This window comes from Duncaniella freteri (assembly GCF_004766125.1).
Taxonomy (GTDB): domain Bacteria; phylum Bacteroidota; class Bacteroidia; order Bacteroidales; family Muribaculaceae; genus Duncaniella; species Duncaniella freteri.
Genome location: NZ_SJSA01000002.1, coordinates 719524 through 740196, shown reverse-complemented (window position 1 = coordinate 740196; position 20673 = coordinate 719524). Strand labels below are relative to the sequence as shown.

At 50.1% G+C, this 20673-nt stretch carries 18 protein-coding genes and 1 pseudogene; 16 read left to right on the top strand and 3 right to left on the bottom strand.

Annotation, left to right across the window (positions count from 1 at the left end):
* The first annotated feature begins 66 nt into the window (after window positions 1-66).
* The 3 genes from EZ315_RS13300 to EZ315_RS13290 are packed head-to-tail and all read left to right on the top strand — an operon-like array spanning window position 67 to window position 4188.
* Window positions 67-516, top strand: coding sequence for a hypothetical protein (locus tag EZ315_RS13300; protein WP_135472513.1), 450 nt, complete (start codon window positions 67-69; stop codon window positions 514-516).
* 10 nt (window positions 517-526) lie between these two features.
* Window positions 527-850 carry a translation initiation factor gene (locus EZ315_RS13295; RefSeq protein ID WP_135472512.1) on the top strand — a complete coding sequence of 108 codons (324 nt, stop codon included), beginning with the start codon at window positions 527-529 and terminating at the stop codon, window positions 848-850.
* Window positions 847-4188 (top strand): UvrD-helicase domain-containing protein, encoded by a 3342-nt coding sequence (locus EZ315_RS13290; protein WP_135472511.1) that lies wholly within the window; start codon window positions 847-849, stop codon window positions 4186-4188. Before EZ315_RS13295 ends, EZ315_RS13290 begins: the two co-directional genes overlap by 4 nt.
* A 25-nt stretch (window positions 4189-4213) precedes the next feature.
* Here the strand turns inward: EZ315_RS13290 and uvrA are convergent, their stop codons facing one another.
* The 3 genes from uvrA to EZ315_RS13275 all read right to left on the bottom strand — a co-directional run bounded on the left by uvrA (window position 4214) and on the right by EZ315_RS13275 (window position 9476).
* The gene (gene uvrA, locus EZ315_RS13285; RefSeq protein WP_135472510.1) at window positions 4214-7075 is read right to left on the bottom strand and encodes an excinuclease ABC subunit UvrA; all 2862 of its coding nucleotides are present in this window, start codon (window positions 7073-7075) and stop codon (window positions 4214-4216) included.
* A gap of 15 nt (window positions 7076-7090) precedes the next feature.
* Window positions 7091-8080: a lytic transglycosylase domain-containing protein gene (locus tag EZ315_RS13280; protein WP_135472509.1), complete on the bottom strand. Its 990-nt coding sequence runs from the start codon at window positions 8078-8080 to the stop codon at window positions 7091-7093.
* Window positions 8081-8147: 67 nt separating this feature from the next.
* On the bottom strand, window positions 8148-9476 hold the full coding sequence (locus EZ315_RS13275; protein ID WP_135472508.1) for a T9SS type B sorting domain-containing protein: 1329 nt from the start codon (window positions 9474-9476) through the stop codon (window positions 8148-8150).
* Window positions 9477-9728: 252 nt separating this feature from the next.
* On the opposite strand from EZ315_RS13275, the gene EZ315_RS13270 reads away from it, so the two are divergent.
* The 13 genes and pseudogenes from EZ315_RS13270 to EZ315_RS13210 all read left to right on the top strand — a co-directional run bounded on the left by EZ315_RS13270 (window position 9729) and on the right by EZ315_RS13210 (window position 20667).
* Window positions 9729-10316, top strand: a complete 588-nt coding sequence (locus EZ315_RS13270) for a nitroreductase family protein (protein ID WP_170957553.1) — start codon at window positions 9729-9731, stop codon at window positions 10314-10316.
* A 338-nt stretch (window positions 10317-10654) separates the two neighbouring features.
* Window positions 10655-11500, top strand: coding sequence for a prephenate dehydratase (locus tag EZ315_RS13265; RefSeq protein ID WP_135472506.1), 846 nt, complete (start codon window positions 10655-10657; stop codon window positions 11498-11500).
* Between the two features lie 50 nt (window positions 11501-11550).
* Window positions 11551-12717: a pyridoxal phosphate-dependent aminotransferase gene (locus EZ315_RS13260; protein WP_135472505.1), complete on the top strand. Its 1167-nt coding sequence runs from the start codon at window positions 11551-11553 to the stop codon at window positions 12715-12717.
* 42 nt (window positions 12718-12759) lie between these two features.
* Window positions 12760-13839 (top strand): bifunctional 3-deoxy-7-phosphoheptulonate synthase/chorismate mutase type II, encoded by a 1080-nt coding sequence (locus EZ315_RS13255; protein WP_135472504.1) that lies wholly within the window; start codon window positions 12760-12762, stop codon window positions 13837-13839.
* Window positions 13839-14612 carry a prephenate dehydrogenase gene (locus EZ315_RS13250; RefSeq protein WP_135472503.1) on the top strand — a complete coding sequence of 258 codons (774 nt, stop codon included), beginning with the start codon at window positions 13839-13841 and terminating at the stop codon, window positions 14610-14612. Before EZ315_RS13255 ends, EZ315_RS13250 begins: the two co-directional genes overlap by 1 nt.
* A 50-nt stretch (window positions 14613-14662) precedes the next feature.
* Window positions 14663-15697 carry a type IX secretion system protein PorQ gene (gene porQ, locus EZ315_RS13245; RefSeq protein WP_135472502.1) on the top strand — a complete coding sequence of 345 codons (1035 nt, stop codon included), beginning with the start codon at window positions 14663-14665 and terminating at the stop codon, window positions 15695-15697.
* Window positions 15687-16387 (top strand): annotated as a pseudogene (gene cmk / locus EZ315_RS13240) ((d)CMP kinase). Before porQ ends, cmk begins: the two are co-directional and overlap by 11 nt.
* Entirely contained in the window at window positions 16384-17268 is an 885-nt protein-coding gene (locus EZ315_RS13235; RefSeq protein WP_135472501.1) for a 4-hydroxy-3-methylbut-2-enyl diphosphate reductase, read from the top strand. The pseudogene cmk and the gene EZ315_RS13235 overlap by 4 nt, the downstream one beginning before the upstream one ends.
* Complete coding sequence (locus EZ315_RS13230) at window positions 17258-17572, top strand: hypothetical protein (protein WP_135472500.1); 315 nt, start codon at window positions 17258-17260, stop codon at window positions 17570-17572. Before EZ315_RS13235 ends, EZ315_RS13230 begins: the two co-directional genes overlap by 11 nt.
* A gap of 6 nt (window positions 17573-17578) precedes the next feature.
* A complete protein-coding gene (gene thrC / locus EZ315_RS13225) occupies window positions 17579-18898 on the top strand; it encodes a threonine synthase (protein ID WP_135472499.1) in 1320 nt (439 codons plus the stop codon).
* A 33-nt stretch (window positions 18899-18931) separates the two neighbouring features.
* Window positions 18932-19336, top strand: coding sequence for a hypothetical protein (locus EZ315_RS13220; protein ID WP_135472498.1), 405 nt, complete (start codon window positions 18932-18934; stop codon window positions 19334-19336).
* A 9-nt stretch (window positions 19337-19345) separates the two neighbouring features.
* Complete coding sequence (locus tag EZ315_RS13215; protein WP_135472497.1) at window positions 19346-19888, top strand: 1-acyl-sn-glycerol-3-phosphate acyltransferase; 543 nt, start codon at window positions 19346-19348, stop codon at window positions 19886-19888.
* Window positions 19885-20667, top strand: a complete 783-nt coding sequence (locus tag EZ315_RS13210) for a nitrilase-related carbon-nitrogen hydrolase (protein ID WP_135472496.1) — start codon at window positions 19885-19887, stop codon at window positions 20665-20667. The genes EZ315_RS13215 and EZ315_RS13210 overlap by 4 nt, the downstream gene beginning before the upstream one ends.
* Window positions 20668-20673: the final 6 nt, after the last annotated feature.

Sequence of the window (20673 nt, the reverse complement as noted above, 5' to 3'; positions counted from 1 at the left end):
TTCTTCGGATCGGATGTGTGACGGTATGAATGTATTTATAGTATAATTAAAAAAACGGAGGGCGTTATGCGTTATGTTTTTTTATCATTGTTGGCATTTGTGATGGCTTCATGCGGTGATGCTTCTGTGGCGGAACGTGTGACGTCTGCCGAGATGGCATTTGCTGCTGAGGATGCGGCATCATCTCGCCGCATATGTGATGCGATATTGTCAGACACCGGCAATGCTGGTGGCATCACAGCCTCTGAGCTATGTCGGCTTTCGATTCTATATATGCAGCTTTATGACCGTACCGACGAGGCCGAAGCTCTCGACCTCGCCATCAGATGCTATCGCAGTGCTTTCTCAGAGAATGCCGATTCTGCAAAATATTATTATTCCCATCTTCCTGTTGACCAGGACAGATATGCCATGTCGCTCTCTACTTTGGTCCAGTCGATTGACAATCCGTCCAAGGTGGACTATGAGAATGTCGACAGCATTTTTGATTCGGAATCAATGAAGGATGTTAAGTAATACGTGACCAATGGACTGGAAAGATCTTTTAGCCAGCAAAGTGGAGGATGGCACACTCAGCCGTGAGGAGTTTGTGCCCCAGCAGGAGCCGTCAGCCGGTAAGGCTGCTGACATTCTTCATGTGTCAATTGACAGGAAAGGGCGCAAGGGCAAGACTGCCACTCTGATTGAGGGCTTCACATGTTCCGAAGAGGAGGTTCAGGAGGTAGCTGCTGCCCTGAAGACCCGCCTCGGTACAGGAGGATCGTCAAGAGGTAGTGAGATACTGATACAGGGTGATGCGCTTGAAAAAGTGAAGAGACTGCTTGTCACCATGGGATACAGGGTGAAATGATTGACATATATAAGGCATCAGCCGGCTCGGGAAAGACATTTACACTTGCACGTGAGTACATAAAATTCATACTCGGGCATAAGAATGAGCAGGGGCTATATGAATTGAACCGTCCCGGAAGTACTCCGTCTGGTCATAGAAACGTGTTGGCGATGACATTCACCAACAAGGCTACCGAGGAGATGAAATCCCGCATCATCCACGAGCTTGCTGTGCTTGCCGGATGTGAGCGTGACTGGGAAAGGAAGAGCCCTTATGAGGATGAGTTATGCAGGGTGTTCCGTTGCACATCCGAGGCTCTTGGCGTTGCAGCAAAGGACGCGCTCAGGAGCCTTCTCTATGATTTCAGCCGTTTCAGCATATCCACCATCGATTCGTTTTTTCAGATGGTGTTGCGCTCATTTGCCCACGAGGCAGATGTGTCAGCCAATTATGCTCTTGAGCTTGACGACAGGGAGGTGATCACCATGAGTGTCGATCAGTTGCTCCAGTCGCTCAACCACAGCAGGCCTACGCGCCGGTCCCGCGAGATAGAGACGTGGATCACAGGATATATGAAAAGCCTTATAGAGAACGGCAATTCATTCACCCTTTTCAACAGGAGCGGAAATGTGCATGACGACCTCATAAATTTTATAGGGGCTATACACAATGACACATTCAAGGACAATGAGGCGCGCATAATGGACTATCTTGCTGATTCCGATAGGTTTCATCAGTTCTGTAGTACTGTGTTCGATCGGATATCTGAGATCAAAAAGAACACTGCTGAAGTGTGTCGTGCCACAGTTGGATATATCGAATCACGTCCTGAGATTTCTGATATCGTCAGCAGTGTCGGTTTGAAGATTGTGAAGGCCTGGAGCGAGAGCGGGTGGAAGAAGTACGACAGTGTGCCTAAGACCATACGCTCGGTCATAGAGGACCCCTCATCCATATGGAAAGCCGCAGCGAAAAAGAATAGCAAAAAGAGTGCGTTTATATCGCCCGAGGTTGAGGCGATGATGGAGACAGCGATGCTTTCCATCGAGAAGTGCATCGAGTCGGTGAGCCTTCTGGAGATAATACGTGGCAACCTTTATCAGCTTGGTCTGGTTAACGCGCTGATGGAGCTTATCGACCGCTTCCGTCGTGAGAACTCGACCCTCCTCCTGAGTGACACCAATTCTCTGCTTGCCAAGATTATAGGTGATGAGGATTCTCCTTTTCTGTATGAGAAGCTTGGCACTCGTTATCATAATTATCTTATTGATGAGTTCCAGGACACCTCTTTGAGCCAATGGTACAATATGCGGCCTCTTTTAAGGGAGAGTCTTGCTTATGATTACGACAGCCTTGTGATAGGTGACGAGAAGCAGTGTATCTACCGTTTCCGTAACAGCGACCCTTCACTTCTCCATAATCTCCATCGGGAGGATTGGGCGGAAGGCAATTCACTTGTGCGTGGAGATTCCATAACAGAGAACACCAACTGGAGGTCCTCTGCCGAAGTGGTCAATTTCAATAATTCGTTGTTTGTGGCGATATCCAGGTTGTATGGGTTTGACGATGTTTACTCCAATGTGGTTCAGCAGGTCTCGTCAAAGCATTGTGACCATCATGGATATGTGCGTGTGAAGTTTTTTGATTCCGAGTCCTACACCGAGGATTCCTCTCTCGAAGTCATGGCAAGCGAGATGCGCAGGCAGCTTTCGTCAGGCTACAGTCCTTGTGACATTGCAGTGCTTGTGCGTAACAAAAAAGAGGGCGCAAAGGTGATACGCTACCTTGAGGCACTAATGGCTTCCGATGAGAATTTCCCTAAATTTGATATCATCTCGGAGGATTCCTTGCTTATATCACGTTCTGATGCCGTAGTCAACATCATAAGCCGCCTCCGCATGCTTTCCGATGTGGATGTCGTATCGGACAAGCGAAAGAGAAGCAGCCGAGAGATCGCAGTGATGCTTAATGATTATGAAAGCATACATGCCTCCGGTATTGCCCCTGACAAGGCTCTGCTTTCGGCGATCGAAAGAATGAAAAAGAGGGCTGATGGAGGGGATGGCAATGAGGATGCGGGAGGCTCTTCCGGAGAGGCATTGTCACTCCATGGCATTGATCTTGTATCGCTTGTCGAAAGTATAATATCCACTCGGTTATCACCTGCTATGCGTGAATCAGAGAGTGTGTATATAGCGGCATTTGTTGATCTTGTGGTCAAGTTTGTGGGGCAGGGGCATGCCGATATCCGCTCTTTCCTTCAATGGTGGGATGATGCCGGGTCCAGGAAGGCTTCCATATCAGGCAGTTCTGAAGCGCGGGCAATCAATGTCCTCACTGCACACAAGTCCAAAGGACTGGAATTTCCGTGTGTGCATATTCCGTTTGGCGAGATGTCGGCAGGTAAGTCGGGTGGCGATCTGGCATGGTTTGAGTTGCCTTGCATTCCCGGTATTCCTGATGATATACTTCCGCCCATGATGCCGTTGACTGTGAGCTCTTCACTTTCGGTCACATCTTTTGCCGAACAGTATGCCGAGATCCGTCGTGAGGAATTGCTCGACAAGACCAATCTCCTTTACGTTGCTTTCACTCGTGCCATAGACGAGCTTATTATTGGAGTAAAGCTCTCCAAAAGCGACAGGGGCGCATTGGGCGATGGCAAGAAAGTAAATGTGTCACGTATTCTCTATGAGGGGATTACGAGTGGCGGCGATAAGGACTATATGCCTCTGTCGCTTGATGACGATATGGAGTTTCGTGTCGGAAGCCCTACATGCAGGCAGATGTCGGACAGCCGTAAAGGAACTGCGATGCACCCGGCTGCATCTGAGCTTATGGTGGCTTATGAATCTACCTCGGTGGAGTCGGTGTGGCAGAATACTAATGTCGATGCCGAACGGCTCAACCGTATCGAGGTGGCACGTGAACGAGGACTGATTCTTCATGGTCTGATGTCGCATATACGCAGGGCTGAAGATGTCGACACGGCATTCCGTCTATTGCGAGGCACTCCTGACGCCCGACGTTTGACCTCGCGTGACTTTATTGATCTTAGAGATATTGTGGATGCGCGTGTCAGTGATCCTCGTGCAAAGAACTGGTATGAGGGGTTCGACAAAGTGTATATGGAGCGCGAGCTCCTCACTGCAAGTGGGGAGATAAGCAGGGCCGACCGTGTTGTATGGACAGCTGACGGGGAGGTCCATGTGATTGATTACAAGACAGGTTCGCAGGACCCTAAGAGATATAAGAGACAGGTGAACGGTTACATGCAGTTCTTCCGTTCCATAGGATGTCCGTGTGTGCGAGGATTTCTTTACTATCTTGATTCAGGCGACATCGTTGAGCTGTAGGTGCTCGATGCTTGTCGCGGATTTTTCAGCATTCCATCTGCTCCCGAATGAATGGGGCGGTAGGGGAATCGGTCTTTGCTATCTGGGCGGGAGTCCCGGTGACTATTATATTGCCGCCGTTCTTGCCTCCGCCCGGACCCATGTCGATTATATGGTCGGCTGCACATATCACATCAAGGTTGTGTTCGATTACCAGCACGGTGTTACCCTTGTCTACGAGGCGGTTGAGCACTCCTAACAGCACGCGTATATCATCGAAATGCAGCCCTGTTGTCGGCTCGTCAAGGATGAACAGGGTGTTGCCGGTGTCACGTCGAGAGAGTTCTGCGGCAAGTTTCACACGCTGATTTTCACCGCCTGAGAGGGTGGAGGATGGTTGCCCGAGTTTTATGTATCCGAGTCCGATATCCTGGAGCACTTTGATTTTCCCAAGGATTGCGGGTATGTTCTGGAAAAAGTCGACAGCCTGATTGATTGTCATGTCGAGCACATCGGCTATGGACTTGCCCTTGTATCTCACTTCGAGGGTCTCACGGTTGTAGCGTTTTCCCGAGCATGTCTCGCACGGCACAAGCACATCAGGTAGAAAGTTCATCTCGATCGTCTTGTATCCGTTCCCTGAACATGTCTCGCACCTGCCACCTGCGACATTGAATGAAAATCTGCCTGGACGGTAGCCTCGTATCTTTGCTTCCGAAAGAGAGGCGAAGAGGTCGCGTATGGCAGTGAACACTCCGGTGTAGGTTGCCGGATTGGAGCGTGGTGATTTGCCGAGAGGTGACTGGTCCACACGTACTGCCTTGTCAATATTCTCGATCCCTTCGATAGTATCGTAGGGAAGCGGCGGTGTGAGTGACCTGTAAAGCTTTTGGCTGAGGATAGGCTGGAGGGTAGCGTTCACAAGAGTGGATTTTCCGCTGCCCGATACCCCCGACACGCATACGAGCTTGCCGAGCGGTAGAGTTAGGGTGACATCTCGCAGATTGTTCCCTTTCGCACCCCGGAGCACTATCTTTTTTCCGTTGCCTTTACGTGGGTGGGTGTTGATCGGGAGTGAAAGCTCTCCATTGAGGTATTTTGCAGTAAGAGTAGAGGTTTCAAGCATGTCTCCGGGCGTTCCGGAGAACACTACTTCGCCCCCCTTTCGCCCGGCTTTAGGTCCGATATCCACTATGTGGTCAGCCTCAAGCATTATATCCTTGTCATGCTCCACCACAAGTATCGAATTGGATGCGTCGCGAAGATTTTTAAGAGAGTTGATCAGACGGCGGTTGTCGCGCTGATGCAGTCCTATCGATGGCTCGTCAAGGATGTAGAGCACATTTACAAGCTGGCTTCCCAGCTGTGTGGCAAGACGTATGCGCTGGCTCTCTCCGCCCGACAGTGTTGCTGACGGACGTGACAATTGAAGATAGTCGAGCCCTACATCTATAAGGAACCTCAGTCGGCTTCTCACCTCCTTCATGATTTCCCCGGCAATGAGTCTTGAAGTAGGGGCGAGACGCTCCTCCAGTCCCAATGTCCATTCGTAGAGGTCTGATATGTCAAGACGGCACAGGTCTGCTATATTCTTGCCGTCGACAAAGAAGTGCAGTGCCTCTTTGTTAAGGCGGTCGCCATGGCATTCGGGGCATTCTCCACGAGTGAAGAACCCCTCGCTCCATTTCTTTGCGGCAGCCGTTGCTTCCTCCCCTTGCTGCATCTCTATGTACTTCACCAGTCCGTCATAAGTCTGGAAGAAGTTTTGGGTCGCCATGGTGTCATTGTCGATTACAAGACGCTCGGTGGTGCCGTTGAGAATGTCGCTCAACGCCTCTTCGCTCAGGTCGCAGATGGGAGTCTTTACTGTGTGTCCGTATTTTTTGCATATGGCATCGATCTGCCAGAATATCATCGAATTGCGATATTTCCCTAAGGGAACGATGCCTCCCTGGTGGATTGACAGGGTTGCATCGGGGATTATCTTGTCGCGGTCAATGATGTTGACATATCCGAGTCCTTTGCAGCATGGACACGCTCCCATAGGGGAGTTGAACGAGAAGTTGTGGGGGGCTGGCTCGCGGTATGACAGTCCGCCTACAGGGTCCATCAGTGCCTGAGAGAAATACGAAGCCTTGTCATCGTCCACATCGTAGACCATCACCTGTTTGTCACCCTGGCGTAGCGCGTCTGCCACTGTGGCTTCAAGGCGTGTGAGGTCCTTGTGTGACACTTTAAGACGGTCGATCACAAGCTCTATATCGTGGTTTCGGTAGCGGTCCACTTTCATTCCGAGAGTAAGCTCACAAAGTTTTCCGTCTACGCGTGCTGTTAGGAATCCTTTCTTGCGCATCTGTTCGAAAAGCTCCTTGTAATGTCCTTTACGGTTGCGCACCACAGGGGCGAGTATATAGATCTTCTTTCCGTTGTAACGCTCAAGTATGAGATTGACTATCTGGTCACGTGTGTATTTGACCATCGGTTCGCCTGTCACGTAGCTGACAGCTGTCCCCGCACGGGCATACAGCAGACGCAGGAAGTCGTAGACCTCAGTGACAGTGCCTATTGTGGATCGCGGATTGCGGTTGATAGTCTTTTGTTCTATGGCTATCACCGGTGCAAGTCCGGTGATCTTATCGACATCCGGCCGCTCAAGGTTCCCGAGCATATTGCGTGCGTAGGAGGAGAATGTCTCGATGTACCTCCTCTGTCCTTCGGCATAGATTGTGTCGAATGCGAGTGACGATTTTCCGCTTCCGCTCAGCCCTGTGATTACAGTGAGAGTTCCGTGAGGTATGGATACGTCAATATTTTTCAGGTTGTGCACACGAGCCCCCATCACTTCGAGTGTGGGAATCTTGCCGGCTGATGAGTTTGATGAGTTACGTTCAGTATTGGACCCTTTCATAGAATCAAAAAAATGTTACTCTGTGACCCACGATGGATTGTATACAGTGGTTTTCTGCTTTGAACGGGAGAGAGACTGCTGTGTAGGGATTTTGACAGTATATGACTTCCCTGATTTATTGGTGAGGGATTTTGCTCGTATCCACGGATTGTGCTCGCGAAGTGTAATGTAGTCAATCCCTTTCTCTTTGGCCCATGCAGGCCAGTCCTCTATGGCTCCGTTCACATTTACTGTAGTGTATTCGATGGGTTGGTACAGTTGGTTGGCACGAAGGCTGAATCCATATTTCTGAGGATTCTCCATTATCATCTTCATAGCCAGGAGCCGGAATATGTAGCGCATAGTCTCGTCGGCAAGCCATAGGTCATAAGCCGATGTGGCATTCTGGGCTGCCAGCTCCTTGCTCACTCTGCCCATGCCTCCGTTGTAGCTTGCTGCCACTGATTCCCAGTTACCGTATTTTTTATAGGCGTCTTTGAGATATTTGCATGCGGCGCGTGTCGATTTTTCCACATCATATCGCTGGTCCGCCTCATCGTTGACCTCCAGACCGTACTCTTTGGCGGTCGAGGGCATGAATTGCCACATCCCTGCTGCTTTGGCTACCGATACGGCATGAGGGTTGAGAGTCGATTCGATGGCGGCAAGATAGATGATATCGGAGGGCACACCCTGCTCCTTAAGGATTGGGGCAATAACAGGGAAATATCTGTTGGCTCTCTTTATGGCAAGCAGGGTGTTGCCATGGGTATAGCTCATGGCTGTGAGCTCACGGTCGAGGCGTTCCCACATGTCGATGGGGTCAAGGGAGATTTCCTTTCCCGCGAATTTTACCGATGCGGGGATTTCCGGTGAATTCACTGTGGAAAGGTCCGTGTAGGAAGAGGATGTATGGTCGTTGGCTACCGCAGGCTCTCCTGCCGACACTGACTCCATAGGCGCGAATGCTCCTACAAGTATTATTGCTGTTACCGAGCCGAGAAATAATATACGGTTGAGATTCATTGTCGTTGATATTTATGAGAAAACTTGTTGTATATAGGTATATAAAGATTGGAATTTTCTATTGTGTCTATCTGTATTCTACAATATTTATGTCGCCTGACAGTTCATACCTCTTGCCATCGGCTCCGAGGGCACGTATAGTGTAGAAATATGCTCCTGCGGGTACATATTTCCCTCCATGCTTGCCGTCCCATCCTTGTGATGGGTCCGTCAGGGATACGATCTTTGTGCCGTGGCGGTTGAATATATGGCATTCAAAATCTATTATTGATGAATAGCTCACTTTCCATACATCGTTCACGCCGTCCATGTTTAACGGTGAGAATGCGTTAGGGCATTTCAGTGAGGATGTGCCTGTGAATATTTCATATGTTTCACCGAAATACTCGCACGAGGCATCGTCGTTCGCACAGTATAAACGCACATATATGGAGCCATGTTCGGTGAATGTATGAGTCAGTTCAGTTCCGGAGGCACGGAATATTATGTCCTCAAAGTCTCGGTGATGGGAGAATTGCCATTCATGAAACACCGCAGCATCAGTCACATCGGCTATGAATTTCACTGTGCATGGGGCAGAACCGCCAAGTGTGGTGCCGTTCTGTGGTCCTGATATCTCATTGTCGTTATATCGTGTTGACTGTATGGCTTGTGTGTGAGCCAGGATGCTGTGTGGCTGGAAAGTGGGGGAGATGTATGTCTGCTCACATCCCCATTCTCGCAAGAATCGGTCTCCTGTCAGGGTGAATGATGTCGCGCATAACGGAGCTTCAACATGTAGAGTTGGAGAGAGATGATCGAGAGATGATGTTACAGGGCTTTCTGCAAAACTCTTTTGTGCGTCGTCCCATATGAGGGACGTATATGTGAGTGACATATCTCTCGAAAGCGTCATGCGTCTGCCTGTGATAGAGTAATAGTGTATCTCATCCCCTTTGCCTGTACACTTGAGATTCATGTTCCCGCAATCATGGTCCGCCTGAGCCGAAAGCTCTCCGAGCGACAACGGATGCCGGCTGTAGTCGGTGAGCCAGATGTAAAGCCTTTTGTCACCATCCTCGATTATATATCCCGTATCTCCTTGTGGATTGTCTATCCACGAAGCTGTGGAATCCTTGCCGCTTGAGGCAATCTCATCGGCATAAGCGGCACCCATGCCGGAAAATCGGTACCACTTGACATCTGCGGGTGATGATGTTGCGTCATATCTCATCCTCAATCCGTCGGTTCCATATGCTACATTGATCCCGCAGTCAATCCCCGAGGATTTGGGTGCTGGTATATTTATGATCTTTGCCTGAGCCGGTGATGCACCATGCCATGAAAATGATATATCAGCCATGGCGTAATTTGGCATGGTGGATATAAGGGCTATGAGTAGATGTACACGGTTCATATCTCAGGTGCGTCATTTAACTTACAAAGTTACTACAAAAAAGCGATATTTGGAAACAGTATTTTCGGATTGCGCCATAGTGACGTGTCATGTAGATTCTTTTTATTATAAGCCGGCCGATAGTGAGGCTTGTTATCGCATTATTTTGTAACTTTGTCGGTATATGGTGCGGGTATCGGGTATCTGATATCAATGTATCCATATTTTAGACACAGTAGATTAAGTATGATATTTCCATCAATCAATGATGTTATGACTGATAATAGATTTCAGATATTGGAGGATATGCTTCTTGCGGACCGTTCTGTCAGGAGGTTTGATGAGTCTCATGGGATTGAAAAAAGCACTGTTGAAAGGATTGTGGGGCTTGTAAGGCTGTGTGCTTCAGGTAGGAACCTACAGCCGTTGCGCTATCGTATAGTGACAGCCCCCCATGAGAGAGAATCTGTTTTTCCCGCCCTTGCCTGGGCGGGGTATTACAAGGATTGGGATGGCCCTGGTTGTGGCGAACGTCCATCTGCCTATATTGTGCAATGTATTGACACAGAGATCGCGAATGACTGCCTTTGTGATGACGGTCTGCACTTGCAGGCATTGACGCTCGGAGCTGTGGCGTTAGGGATTTCATGCTGTATAATCAAAGCGTTCGATTCTGCTGCTGTAGCCAAGGCTCTCGGACTGTCCGGACGATATAGGCCTCGCTATGTGTTGGCTATGGGATATGCCTCAGAGCGTGTAAGAATCGTGGAGAAGACTGATGATGGAGATTGCAGGTACTATCGTGATGCCGACGATAATCATTGTGTGCCCAAAAGACCTGTTGAAAGTCTGATAATTTGACATATACAATGTGTTGTGGTCATATCCGGTAGGTCATCAATCTGCTGTCAATCCATTTGTTTGTGATATTTTTAAATAAATTTTTGGTGATTTGTAAAATATATCCTACCTTTGCTGCGTAATTGAAAGCAAAAGTTATCAATTTTGATATGAATTCACGATTTTACGCATATTCCTTTTTTTATTATTTTTATTTTGCAAAAAAATAAGAAGCGGGACATTGCGTACATAATCCGATGAATGATCAACAAGGCATATAGCCGATAAGCAATCGACAATACAGTATCCCGCTTCCTTGACACAAAGGAGGCGGGATGATTTTTTAAGATACAGGTGAAATGAAAAAGATCACTATTCAAGGGGTGGCAGGATGCTTCCATGATGCCGCTGCCCATCTTTACTTTGAGGGAGAGGAGGTCGAGACAATTCCGTGTGAGTCGTTCCCGGCAATGTTTGACACTCTTTCGTCCGACTCCTCGCTTTTGGGTATCATGGCAGTGGAGAACACTATTGCCGGACCGTTACTTCAGAACCATGAACTCCTGCGGCAGAGCACCCTCAAGGTGATAGGTGAATTGAAGATGCGCATCTCACATGTGTTGTGTGCGCTTCCCGGGCAGGAGATTGACCGGCTCACTGAAGTGAACTCTCATCCGATGGCTCTTATGCAATGTGAGCAATACCTGCGTCGTCACCCCAATCTCAAGATTGTGGAGCGGTTCGACACTGCCGGGAGTGCCGAGGAGATTGCTCGTGATAACCTTGTGGGGCATGCCGCTGTGTGCGGAGAATATGCCGCAGGGCTTTACGGACTTGATATACTTGAGCGTGGTATTGAGACCAACAAGCGTAATTTCACCCGGTTCCTCATTCTTGCCGATGCTCTCACCGCAGGTGAGATAGGTCCGGGGGAGCAGGATATCGACAAGGCATCGATTGTGTTCACCCTCCCTCACACCCAGGGTGCGCTGTCAAAGATCCTTACCATACTCTCATTCTATGACATCAACCTTTCCAAGATACAGTCCACCCCGATTGTCGGGAGGGAATGGGAGTACCGCTTTTATGTGGACCTGACATTCGACAGCCTGCTGCGTTTGCATCAGGCTATCGATGCGGTGCGACCTCTGATTCGTGATTTAAGTATTCTCGGTGAATACTCCGAAGCAAAAGTGACTCATTGAACGTTTATAATTTATGGCGTGACTCATGCCGGAAAAAATACTTGTCAGCAATGAATATTCAACCCTCACAACGAGTACAGCAGATAAAGGAATATTACTTCTCTACAAAACTTAAAGAGATATCAGCTCTTCGTAGCCGGGGCATTGATATAATATCGCTCGGGATCGGAGGTCCCGACCTTCCGCCACCCTCAGGCGTCATAACGACTATGGCTGAAGCTGTCCATGACCCTTCCAATCATGGATATCAGCCACATGTCGGTGTTCCACAGCTCCGTGAGGCGTTTGCCCGATGGTATGGGAGATGGTATGGGGTAGAGGTCGACCCTCTCACCGAGATACAGCCTCTCATCGGCTCTAAGGAAGGGGTGACCCACATATCCCTTGCTTTCTTGAATCCCGGAGATAAGGTGCTGATACCCGACCCGGGCTATCCAACATATTCATCCATAAGCCGTATGGCAGGAGCGGAAGTTGTCACATACGATCTTACGGAGGATAGCGGTTGGCAGCCTGATTTCGATGCGATCGAACGTCTCGACCTTACTCGTGTGAAACTTATGTGGCTCAATTATCCGCATATGCCTACAGGTGCTAAAGCCCGCAGGGAGACTTTTGAGAAGGCTATCGATTTCGGAAGGCGTCACGGAATAGTCATCGTGCATGACAATCCATACTCGTTTATTCTCAATCCTGAACCTATGAGCATCCTTTCTGTGCCGGGAGCAAAGGAGATAGCCATAGAACTGAACTCGCTAAGCAAGAGCCACAATATGCCCGGATGGCGTGTAGGGGTGGCTATAAGCAACCCGGAGTTCCTGTCATGGATACTGCGCATCAAGAGCAATATCGATTCCGGTCAGTTCAAGCCGCTTATGCTTGCTGCCGCCAAGGCTCTTGAGGAGGAGGCTGGCTGGCACGAAAGCCTGAATGCCGCCTATGCCTCAAGGCGTGTCATAGCCGAGCGCATCATGGAGGCTTTAGGCTGCACGTTCGACCCTTCTCAGTCGGGACTTTTCCTGTGGGGGCGCATAAGCGATCCTGAGGTGGACTCAGAGCGTCTTGCCGACAGGATTCTTGATGAGGCAAGGGTGTTTGTGACCCCTGGATTCATATTCGGACATAACGGTGAGAGGTATATCCGTATCTCCCTTTGCGCCCCTGAGGAAAAGCTTTCCGAAGCTCTTGACCGCATACGGAAGGCTATGTCAAAATAATCTTACAATATTCTCTATACTACAAAATAAGATAAGAATAACATGGAAAATATTCTCCCGCTCGCTATAGACAGTGTTGAGCTCAACCGTCCCATCATAATTTCAGGTCCGTGCAGCGCAGAGACCGAAGAACAGGTCCTGACCACAGCCCGCGGTCTTGCGCGTGCAGGCATAAAAGTATTTCGTGCAGGCATATGGAAGCCTCGCACCAAGCCGGGAGGCTTCGAGGGTATAGGTGTTCCGGGGCTTGCTTGGCTCAATAAGGTAAAGGAGGAGACCGGTATGAAAGTGTCGACCGAAGTGGCTAACCGAGGTCATGTCGAGGCGGCTCTTGAATATGGAGTAGACCTGTTGTGGATAGGTGCGCGCACGTCTGCCAATCCGTTCGCAATGCAGGAGATTGCCGATGTGCTTAAAGATGCGGGCAAGGATATACCAGTGCTTGTCAAGAATCCTGTCAATCCCGACCTCGACCTGTGGATAGGTGCGCTCGAACGCCTCTATAACGCAGGTATCCGCCGTCTTGGTGTCATACATCGCGGATTCTCCACTTACGGACCGCAGATTTATCGCAATCATCCGCAGTGGCGCATACCTTTGGAGCTGCGCCGCCGTTTCCCCTCCATTCCTATAATATGTGACCCGAGTCATATAGGAGGCAAGCGCGAACTCATTGCCTCCCTCTCCCAGCAGGCCCTCGATATGGGATTCGACGGTCTTATCATAGAGAGCCATTGCGATCCTGACTGTGCGTGGAGCGACCGTAACCAGCAGATAACTCCCGAGGTGCTTGGTGTTATTCTCGACAATCTTGTGTTCCGTGACGCTCCTGTCCCCACCGAGAATCTTGTGCATCTGCGTCGTCAGATCGACCAGCTTGACAACGAACTGATCGAAGTGCTCGGAAAGCGGATGAATGTGTCGCGTGAGATCGGTGCTTTCAAGAAGGAGCACAACATGCCTGTAGTCCAGGCAGGGCGTTACGATGATATCATGACCACGCGTGTGCTTGCTGCCAAGTCAATGGGCATGAGCGAGGATTTCATGCGTTCGATACTGTCGACAATCCACGAGGAGTCGGTGCGCATACAGGTGGAGCTAAACAATAAAAAGCAGTCGTAATGAAAATCCTTATACTTGGAGCCGGAAAGATGGGCTCCTTCTTCTGTGACCTGTTGTCATTTGACCACGATGTCGCTGTCTACGACCCCGACCCGAAGCGTCTGCGTTTCACGTTCAATGCCAGAAGGTTCTCCGATATTGAGGAGGTGGATGGGTTCCTGCCTCAGTTGGTCATAAATGCATCCACGGTTAAATACACCATTGATGCCTTCCGCCAGGTGATGCCTTATCTGCCCGACGGATGCATCATCAGTGACATTGCGTCGGTCAAGACCGGATTGCCGGAATTCTATGCCGGATGCGGACATCCTTTTGTGAGCACACATCCCATGTTCGGACCTACCTTTGCATCGCTTAGCAACCTTAGCAACGAGAACGCCATAATCATCTCGGAGGGTGATCATCTTGGCAAAGTGTTCTTCAGGGACCTTTATACCAGGCTTAGGCTCAACATCGTTGAGTACACCTTCGCGCAGCACGACGAGACTATCGCCTATTCGCTTTCGATACCGTTTGCAGCTACTCTCGCATTCGCGTCTGTCATGAAGCACCAGGAGGCTCCGGGCACCACTTTCAAGCGTCATATGCAGATTGCCGAAGGGCTAATGAGTGAGGACGATTATCTGGTGAGCGAGATTCTTTTCAACCCTCACACCTCGTCACAGCTTGAAGGTATAGTGGGCAAACTCAACGAGTTGCTTGAGATAGTCAAGGCTCATGATTCCGAAGCTATGTCGAGATATCTGTTAGAGGCACGCGAACATATAAAGTAAACTTCTCTGCACTCACAATAAAGTGCCCGGTGTGAACGTTCAGATTATATATGAAACTCCGTCCAGGCAATATCTTTAGAGTGACGTTCTTGCTGGGTGCTTTGGGTCTGTGTGCATTTTCCGCATGGGCTCAGGGTAGTGGTGACACGTTCTATTCTTTTCTGAATGTTCCGTCGTCCACTCTTGCCTACGGCTTGGGTGGGATTAACATCTCAAATATAGATGACGACATAAATGCCTCCGACCGCAATCCGGGATTGCTCGGACCGGAGGTGGGAATGCAGTTGGGTGTCAATTATATGCGCTATGTCGGCGACAGCAATTTTGCCGGAGTGAAATTTGGCATGAAAGCCGGAGAGCATGGCGCGTGGGCTGTCGGAGTGCAGTATTTAGGCTATGGAGATATCAAGGGAGCTGACATAAACGGAGTGCTGACAGGTGATTTTTCACCTAAGGACATGGTGGTATCTGCCACTTATGCTCACGATATCACCGGCAATTGGCGGGGTGGGGCGAGCCTTAAATATGTCTACTCATCCTATGATGCGTATTCTGCAATGGCAATTGCTACCGATATCGGTGTGAATTATTACGACCCTGACAGTGACTTGTCGTTTTCGGCTGTGGTTGCCAATCTCGGAGGACAGGTGAAGCGTTTTGACCGTCGGTATGAGCGTGTGCCTGTCGATGTGAGACTCGGTGTCAGCAAAGGGCTCGGAAGTGTTCCTCTCATTCTCTCGCTCACAGCCCACGATCTCACCAAGTGGCATTTGCCTTATTATGACAATGGCGACGGCTCTGACGGCGGCAAGCCGCAGGTTAAGGACCGTTTTGTGTCCAATCTGTTCCGCCACCTCGTGTTTGGTGCGGATTTCCGTGCGTCCGATAATTTCCGCTTCGGGCTTGGATACAATTATCGTACGCGCACTGACATGTCTACCTACAGGCGTAGCATCCTTTCAGGATTCTCTGCTTGTCTCGGATTGAATGTGCGCAATTTTGCTCTTGGTGTCGCCATGGCTCAGCCCCACACCGGAGCTACAACAATAATGCTTAATCTTTCTACAACTTTATATGAGTTCTGAACCTAAAATCATTATAGCCATCGACGGATATTCCTCGTCAGGCAAAAGCACTATGGCTCGCCGTCTCGCATCTGAGATCGGTTATCGTTACATCGATTCAGGCGCAATGTACCGTGCCGTAACTCTTTGGGCCATGCGTCATGGCATGGTGGCTCAAGGTGTGGATCCTGATGTGGATGCCATCGTTGCTGCTCTACCTGATATAAGCATTGACTTCCTTGTTGACGGAAACTCCCAGTCAACGACTCTCAACGGCGAGATTGTGGAGACTGATATCCGCACCCTTGAGGTGAGCAACTGTGTATCACCCGTGGCAGCTATCCCCCAGGTGCGTCATGCTCTTGTAAGAATGCAGCAGTCTATGGGGAGAGAAAGGGGATAGTCATGGACGGACGCGACATAGGCACAGTCGTTTTCCCCGATGCCGAGATGAAAGTGTTCTGCGACGCCTCGGCTGAGCGTAGGGCTGAACGCCGTTATAAGGAACTTGTTGAGAAGGGTGCCGGTGTGACATTCGAGGAAGTCCTCGACAATGTTCGCACCCGCGACCATATTGATGAGACCCGTGCCGAGGGTCCCTTGCGTTGTGCCGATGATGCCGTGCGTCTCGACAACTCATCAATGACTATCGATGAGCAGAACTCTTGGCTACTTGACCTCTACAGAAGTCGTATCTCATCTTTAGGCTGATGTTGGTAGAGATAGATGCCCGCTCAGGGTTTTGCCACGGAGTGGTGACTGCCATACGCAAGGCTGAGGAGGAGTTGGAGCGTACCGACGCGCCTCTCTATTGCCTTGGTGATATTGTCCACAACAGTGATGAGGTGGAACGCCTGGAGAGAAAAGGGTTGTCGACCATAACTCACGACGATCTTCCGCGCCTGTGTGGATCGAGGGTGCTTTTACGAGCCCATGGCGAGCCGCCATCGACATATGCCGTGGCTTCTCGGCTCGGCATAGAGCTTGTCGATGCCACTTGTCCTGTGGTGTTGCAGCTTCAGCGTCGCATCAAGGACACTTACGACAATGATGAGCCTCGCCCGCAGATAGTGATATATGGCAAGGCAGGACATGCCGAAGTCAACGGCCTTGTAGGGCAGACCAATGGAGAGGCGATTGTGGTGGAGAACCTGTCTCAGCTCGACCGTATAGATTTCAGCCGCGACATCGCGCTCTATTCCCAGACCACAATGCCGCTGAGCGGATTTGCCGAAATGACCCGGGAGATAGAGCGTCGGAAAGCCCCGGGCGTAAGTTTCAGGTATTTCGATACAATATGCCGTCAGGTAGCTAACCGGGTCAACCATCTGCGGGAGTTTGCCGGAGCTCATGATGTGGTGCTTTTTGTGGCTGGAGCCAAAAGCAGCAACGGCAAGGTGCTTTACAATGAATGCCGGGCAGTGAACCCACGCACCTATCTTGTATCGTCATCCGATGATTTTGACTCTTCCTGGATAAGCGGTGCCGAGTCTGTAGGCATATGTGGAGCCACATCTACTCCGCGATGGCTGATGGAGCAGGTGAGAGATGCCCTTACCGATTACATTTCAAAAAAATTTCATGAAGCTTAGGAATACACTTCTTTCAATTATTTTCGCTACCTTTGCATCGGTGGTGGTCGGATGCGGAGCCAAAGGCAATGTCAGTCCCGATGTGAAGGACCGCAAAGCCTACTCGCTCGGTCGTGAGCATGCCAGGCGCGTCATTGCAGTGAGTGATGACGAAGCAGCCTTGCAGGATGCTCTGCTCGATGTGAGGGCACGTATCACCAACATCAATGACCGTCTCGGTCCACAGGCTTCTGCCGACTATGAGCGCGGCTTCGTTGACTGTATCACCGAGGAGGAGGACTCGTTGGCAAAAGTGTTATTTTAGGAATATATGAAATTCTACAGCATTAATCGAAAAGCACCCTCAGCCACACTGAGGGAAGCCGTCATGAACGGTCTCGCGCCCGATGGTGGTCTGTACATGCCTGAACGTATTCCGGTGATACCTAAGGCATTCTTCAATAATATATCAGGAATGAGCATCCGCGACATAGCTTTTGTCGTTGCCGATTTGATGCTTGGATCCGATATCGATTCTTCTGATATAAGGGAAATCGTCAATGACACATTCTCGTTTGACATACCGCTTGTCAGGATTGATAAAGACATATATTCTCTCGAATTGTTTCATGGTCCGACACTTGCGTTCAAGGATGTCGGCGCACGGTTCCTTGCGCGCGTGATCAGCCGATTGTCATCTCGGTCTGAATCTCGTATGGTGAAAGTGTTGTTGGCTACATCCGGAGATTCGGGTGGTGCCGTCGCAGCAGGATTCAAGGACGTTCCGGGGGTTGAACTCTTCATATTATATCCTTCTGAACGGTTGTCACGCATGCAGCTTGACCGGCTCAATGTACCTGGCAGCCAGGTGCATGCCATAGAGGTCCTTGGCACATTCGATGACTGCCAGCGTCTTGTCAAAGAAGCATTTGCCGATGTCGAACTTCGCCAGGAATTTGACATCACATCTGCCAATTCCATCAACATCTGCCGCCTTCTTCCTCAGATGTTCTATTTCTTCCATGCCTACGCTTCGCTTGTCGGCAGTGAAGGTGGTTTCCCCGACGATGTGGTGGTGTCGGTCCCTTCCGGCAATCTCGGCAATCTCACAGCCGGTCTTCTTGCATGGAGGATGGGGTTGCCGGTGACTCGCTTTGTTGTTGCCAACAATGCCAATGACGTTACCGTCAATTATCTTTTGTCCGGTAAGTTCATACCGCGTAGGGCAGTACGTACGGTGGCATGTGCCATGGACGTGGGCAATCCATCCAACCTTTCGCGCATTCTCGACCTGTTCGGGAGTGACTACGGACCGTTGTCAAGGTTTGTCAAAGGGTATTCATATACCGACGAGGATATTCTCGGGTCCATGTCGCGTACATATTCCGCTGATTCCTATCTCCTTGATCCGCATGGAGCAGCGGCTCTCGCGGCATTGCGCGATGACCTCAGGCCGGGCGAGAAAGGGATATTCCTTGCCACAGCCCATCCCTCTAAATTCCCTCGTGCCGTCAGTGATGCCACAGGTGTTGAGTTCAAGGTCAAGGACATTCAGGATTCGGCTCATCGATCCACCCATCCGCGCATATCAGCCTCGTACGAGGCACTTAAGAAGATTCTTATGAACGAAAACGCACAGACCGTTGTTTAAAGAAAAAATCATCCATTCTAAACATATATACTTATGGCAGCCAACAAACGACTCCTTAAAAAAGAGATTCATCGTATCTGCGGAGCTCTCGCAGGCGAATGTGTGTTAGCTAAGTTAGCAATCCCCGGCATAAGCCGCGAAAAGCTCAATGAGATCATCTATCAGCTTGCCGATCTTCAGCAGTCAGCTCTCAGGCTTGTGAGCATCGACTTCCCAGGAGTGCCGTCAGGCTATAATTCCAGAAAGGAATATATTATGGCTCGTCGAGCCTATTTCAAGGCTTCCTATGCCAAGCTCAGAGAGCATTTCAACGCGCGTATTCAGGAGATCCTCAAGGAGATGAATGCCGCCGTGCCGAATGTGTCCACCCCCGAGGAACGCAAGGCGCAGATGAAACATATACTCGAACTCGGATTTGCCGAGGGTGAGGCGAATTGATAGCGTATAATGGGATTCTGTAAAAGCGTATTGAAGCTCTTCGGATGGCGGGTGATATGTTCTGTCCCCGACTATCCGAAGAGCATCGTCTGTGTAGCACCCCACACATCCAACTGGGATTTCTTGCTCTGTGAGTTCGCCTATTGGTCATTGGGTCGCAAGGCCGGGTTCCTTATGAAGGAATCCTGGTTCTTCTTCCCTATGAAATATCTTTTCCGGGCTCTTGGCGGTATCCCTGTGTCACGCAAGCGTGGCGGTCCGTCGTTGACAGATATTATTATACGTAAGTTCAACGAATCATCACGCCTGTGCCTTGCCATAGCCCCTGAGGGTACACGGTCGCGTGTCACCGAGTGGCACACAGGTTTCCTCCACATAGCCTATGAGGCTAAGATCCCTGTGGCGCTCGGCGCGATTGATGCAGAGCGCAAGCTGGTGCATCTGGAAAAGACTTTTACCCCTACAGGCGATATCCAGGCTGACATGCGTGCGGTCAAGGAGTACTATCGCGGGTTTCAAGGGATACGATCCGATAAATTCTCTGCCGAATGAAGATTTGTGCCATACCTTTCGACATTGTGTATGCCTCGCCGGAGGAAAACATTATCGCCGTGGAGTGCGCCTTAAGGCTGGTGGAGCCTGACACCGATCTGGTGGTCCTCCCCGAACTGTTCACCACCGCTTTTGTCCCTGACATTGATTCGGTTGAGAAATTGGCTGAGAGCAATGACGGCACCACTGTGGAGTCTCTGCGTCGTTGGGCGAAAAGTTTCGGCTTTGCTGTCGCAGGAAGCTTCCTTGTTACCGATGGGGCAGGGCACTACTTCAACCGTGGCTTCTTTATGGAGCCTTCGGGCACCGTCACTTTCTATGACAAGCGTCATCTGTTCCCGCTGTCGACCGAGGATAAAGTCTACACCCCGGGACGCGATATGGCTCCGCGCATCAGCTATCTCGGATGGGTATTCCGTATAGTCATCTGTTTTGACATCCGTTTCCCAGTGTGGACACGCAATCGTCCTGACGATATGTATGATGTACTCATTGTGCCGTCCAACTGGCCCCACTCGCGTGCCGATCAGTTCAAGATACTCCTTGCTGCGCGTGCTGTGGAGAATCAGATATATGTTGTCGGTGCCGACCGTTCGGGCAAGGATGCCTACGGAGAATATCTCGACAGTGATTCGGGTATATACGACAATCTCGGAAAGCCTGTCCATGACACACGTAAGGGGCTTATTTATGCTGTCCTTGACAAAGAGTCTCTGCATGAAGGTCGCCGACGTTTTCCTGCATATGTAGCCACCGACAAGTGGTCGATCGAACTGTAGAGAAAA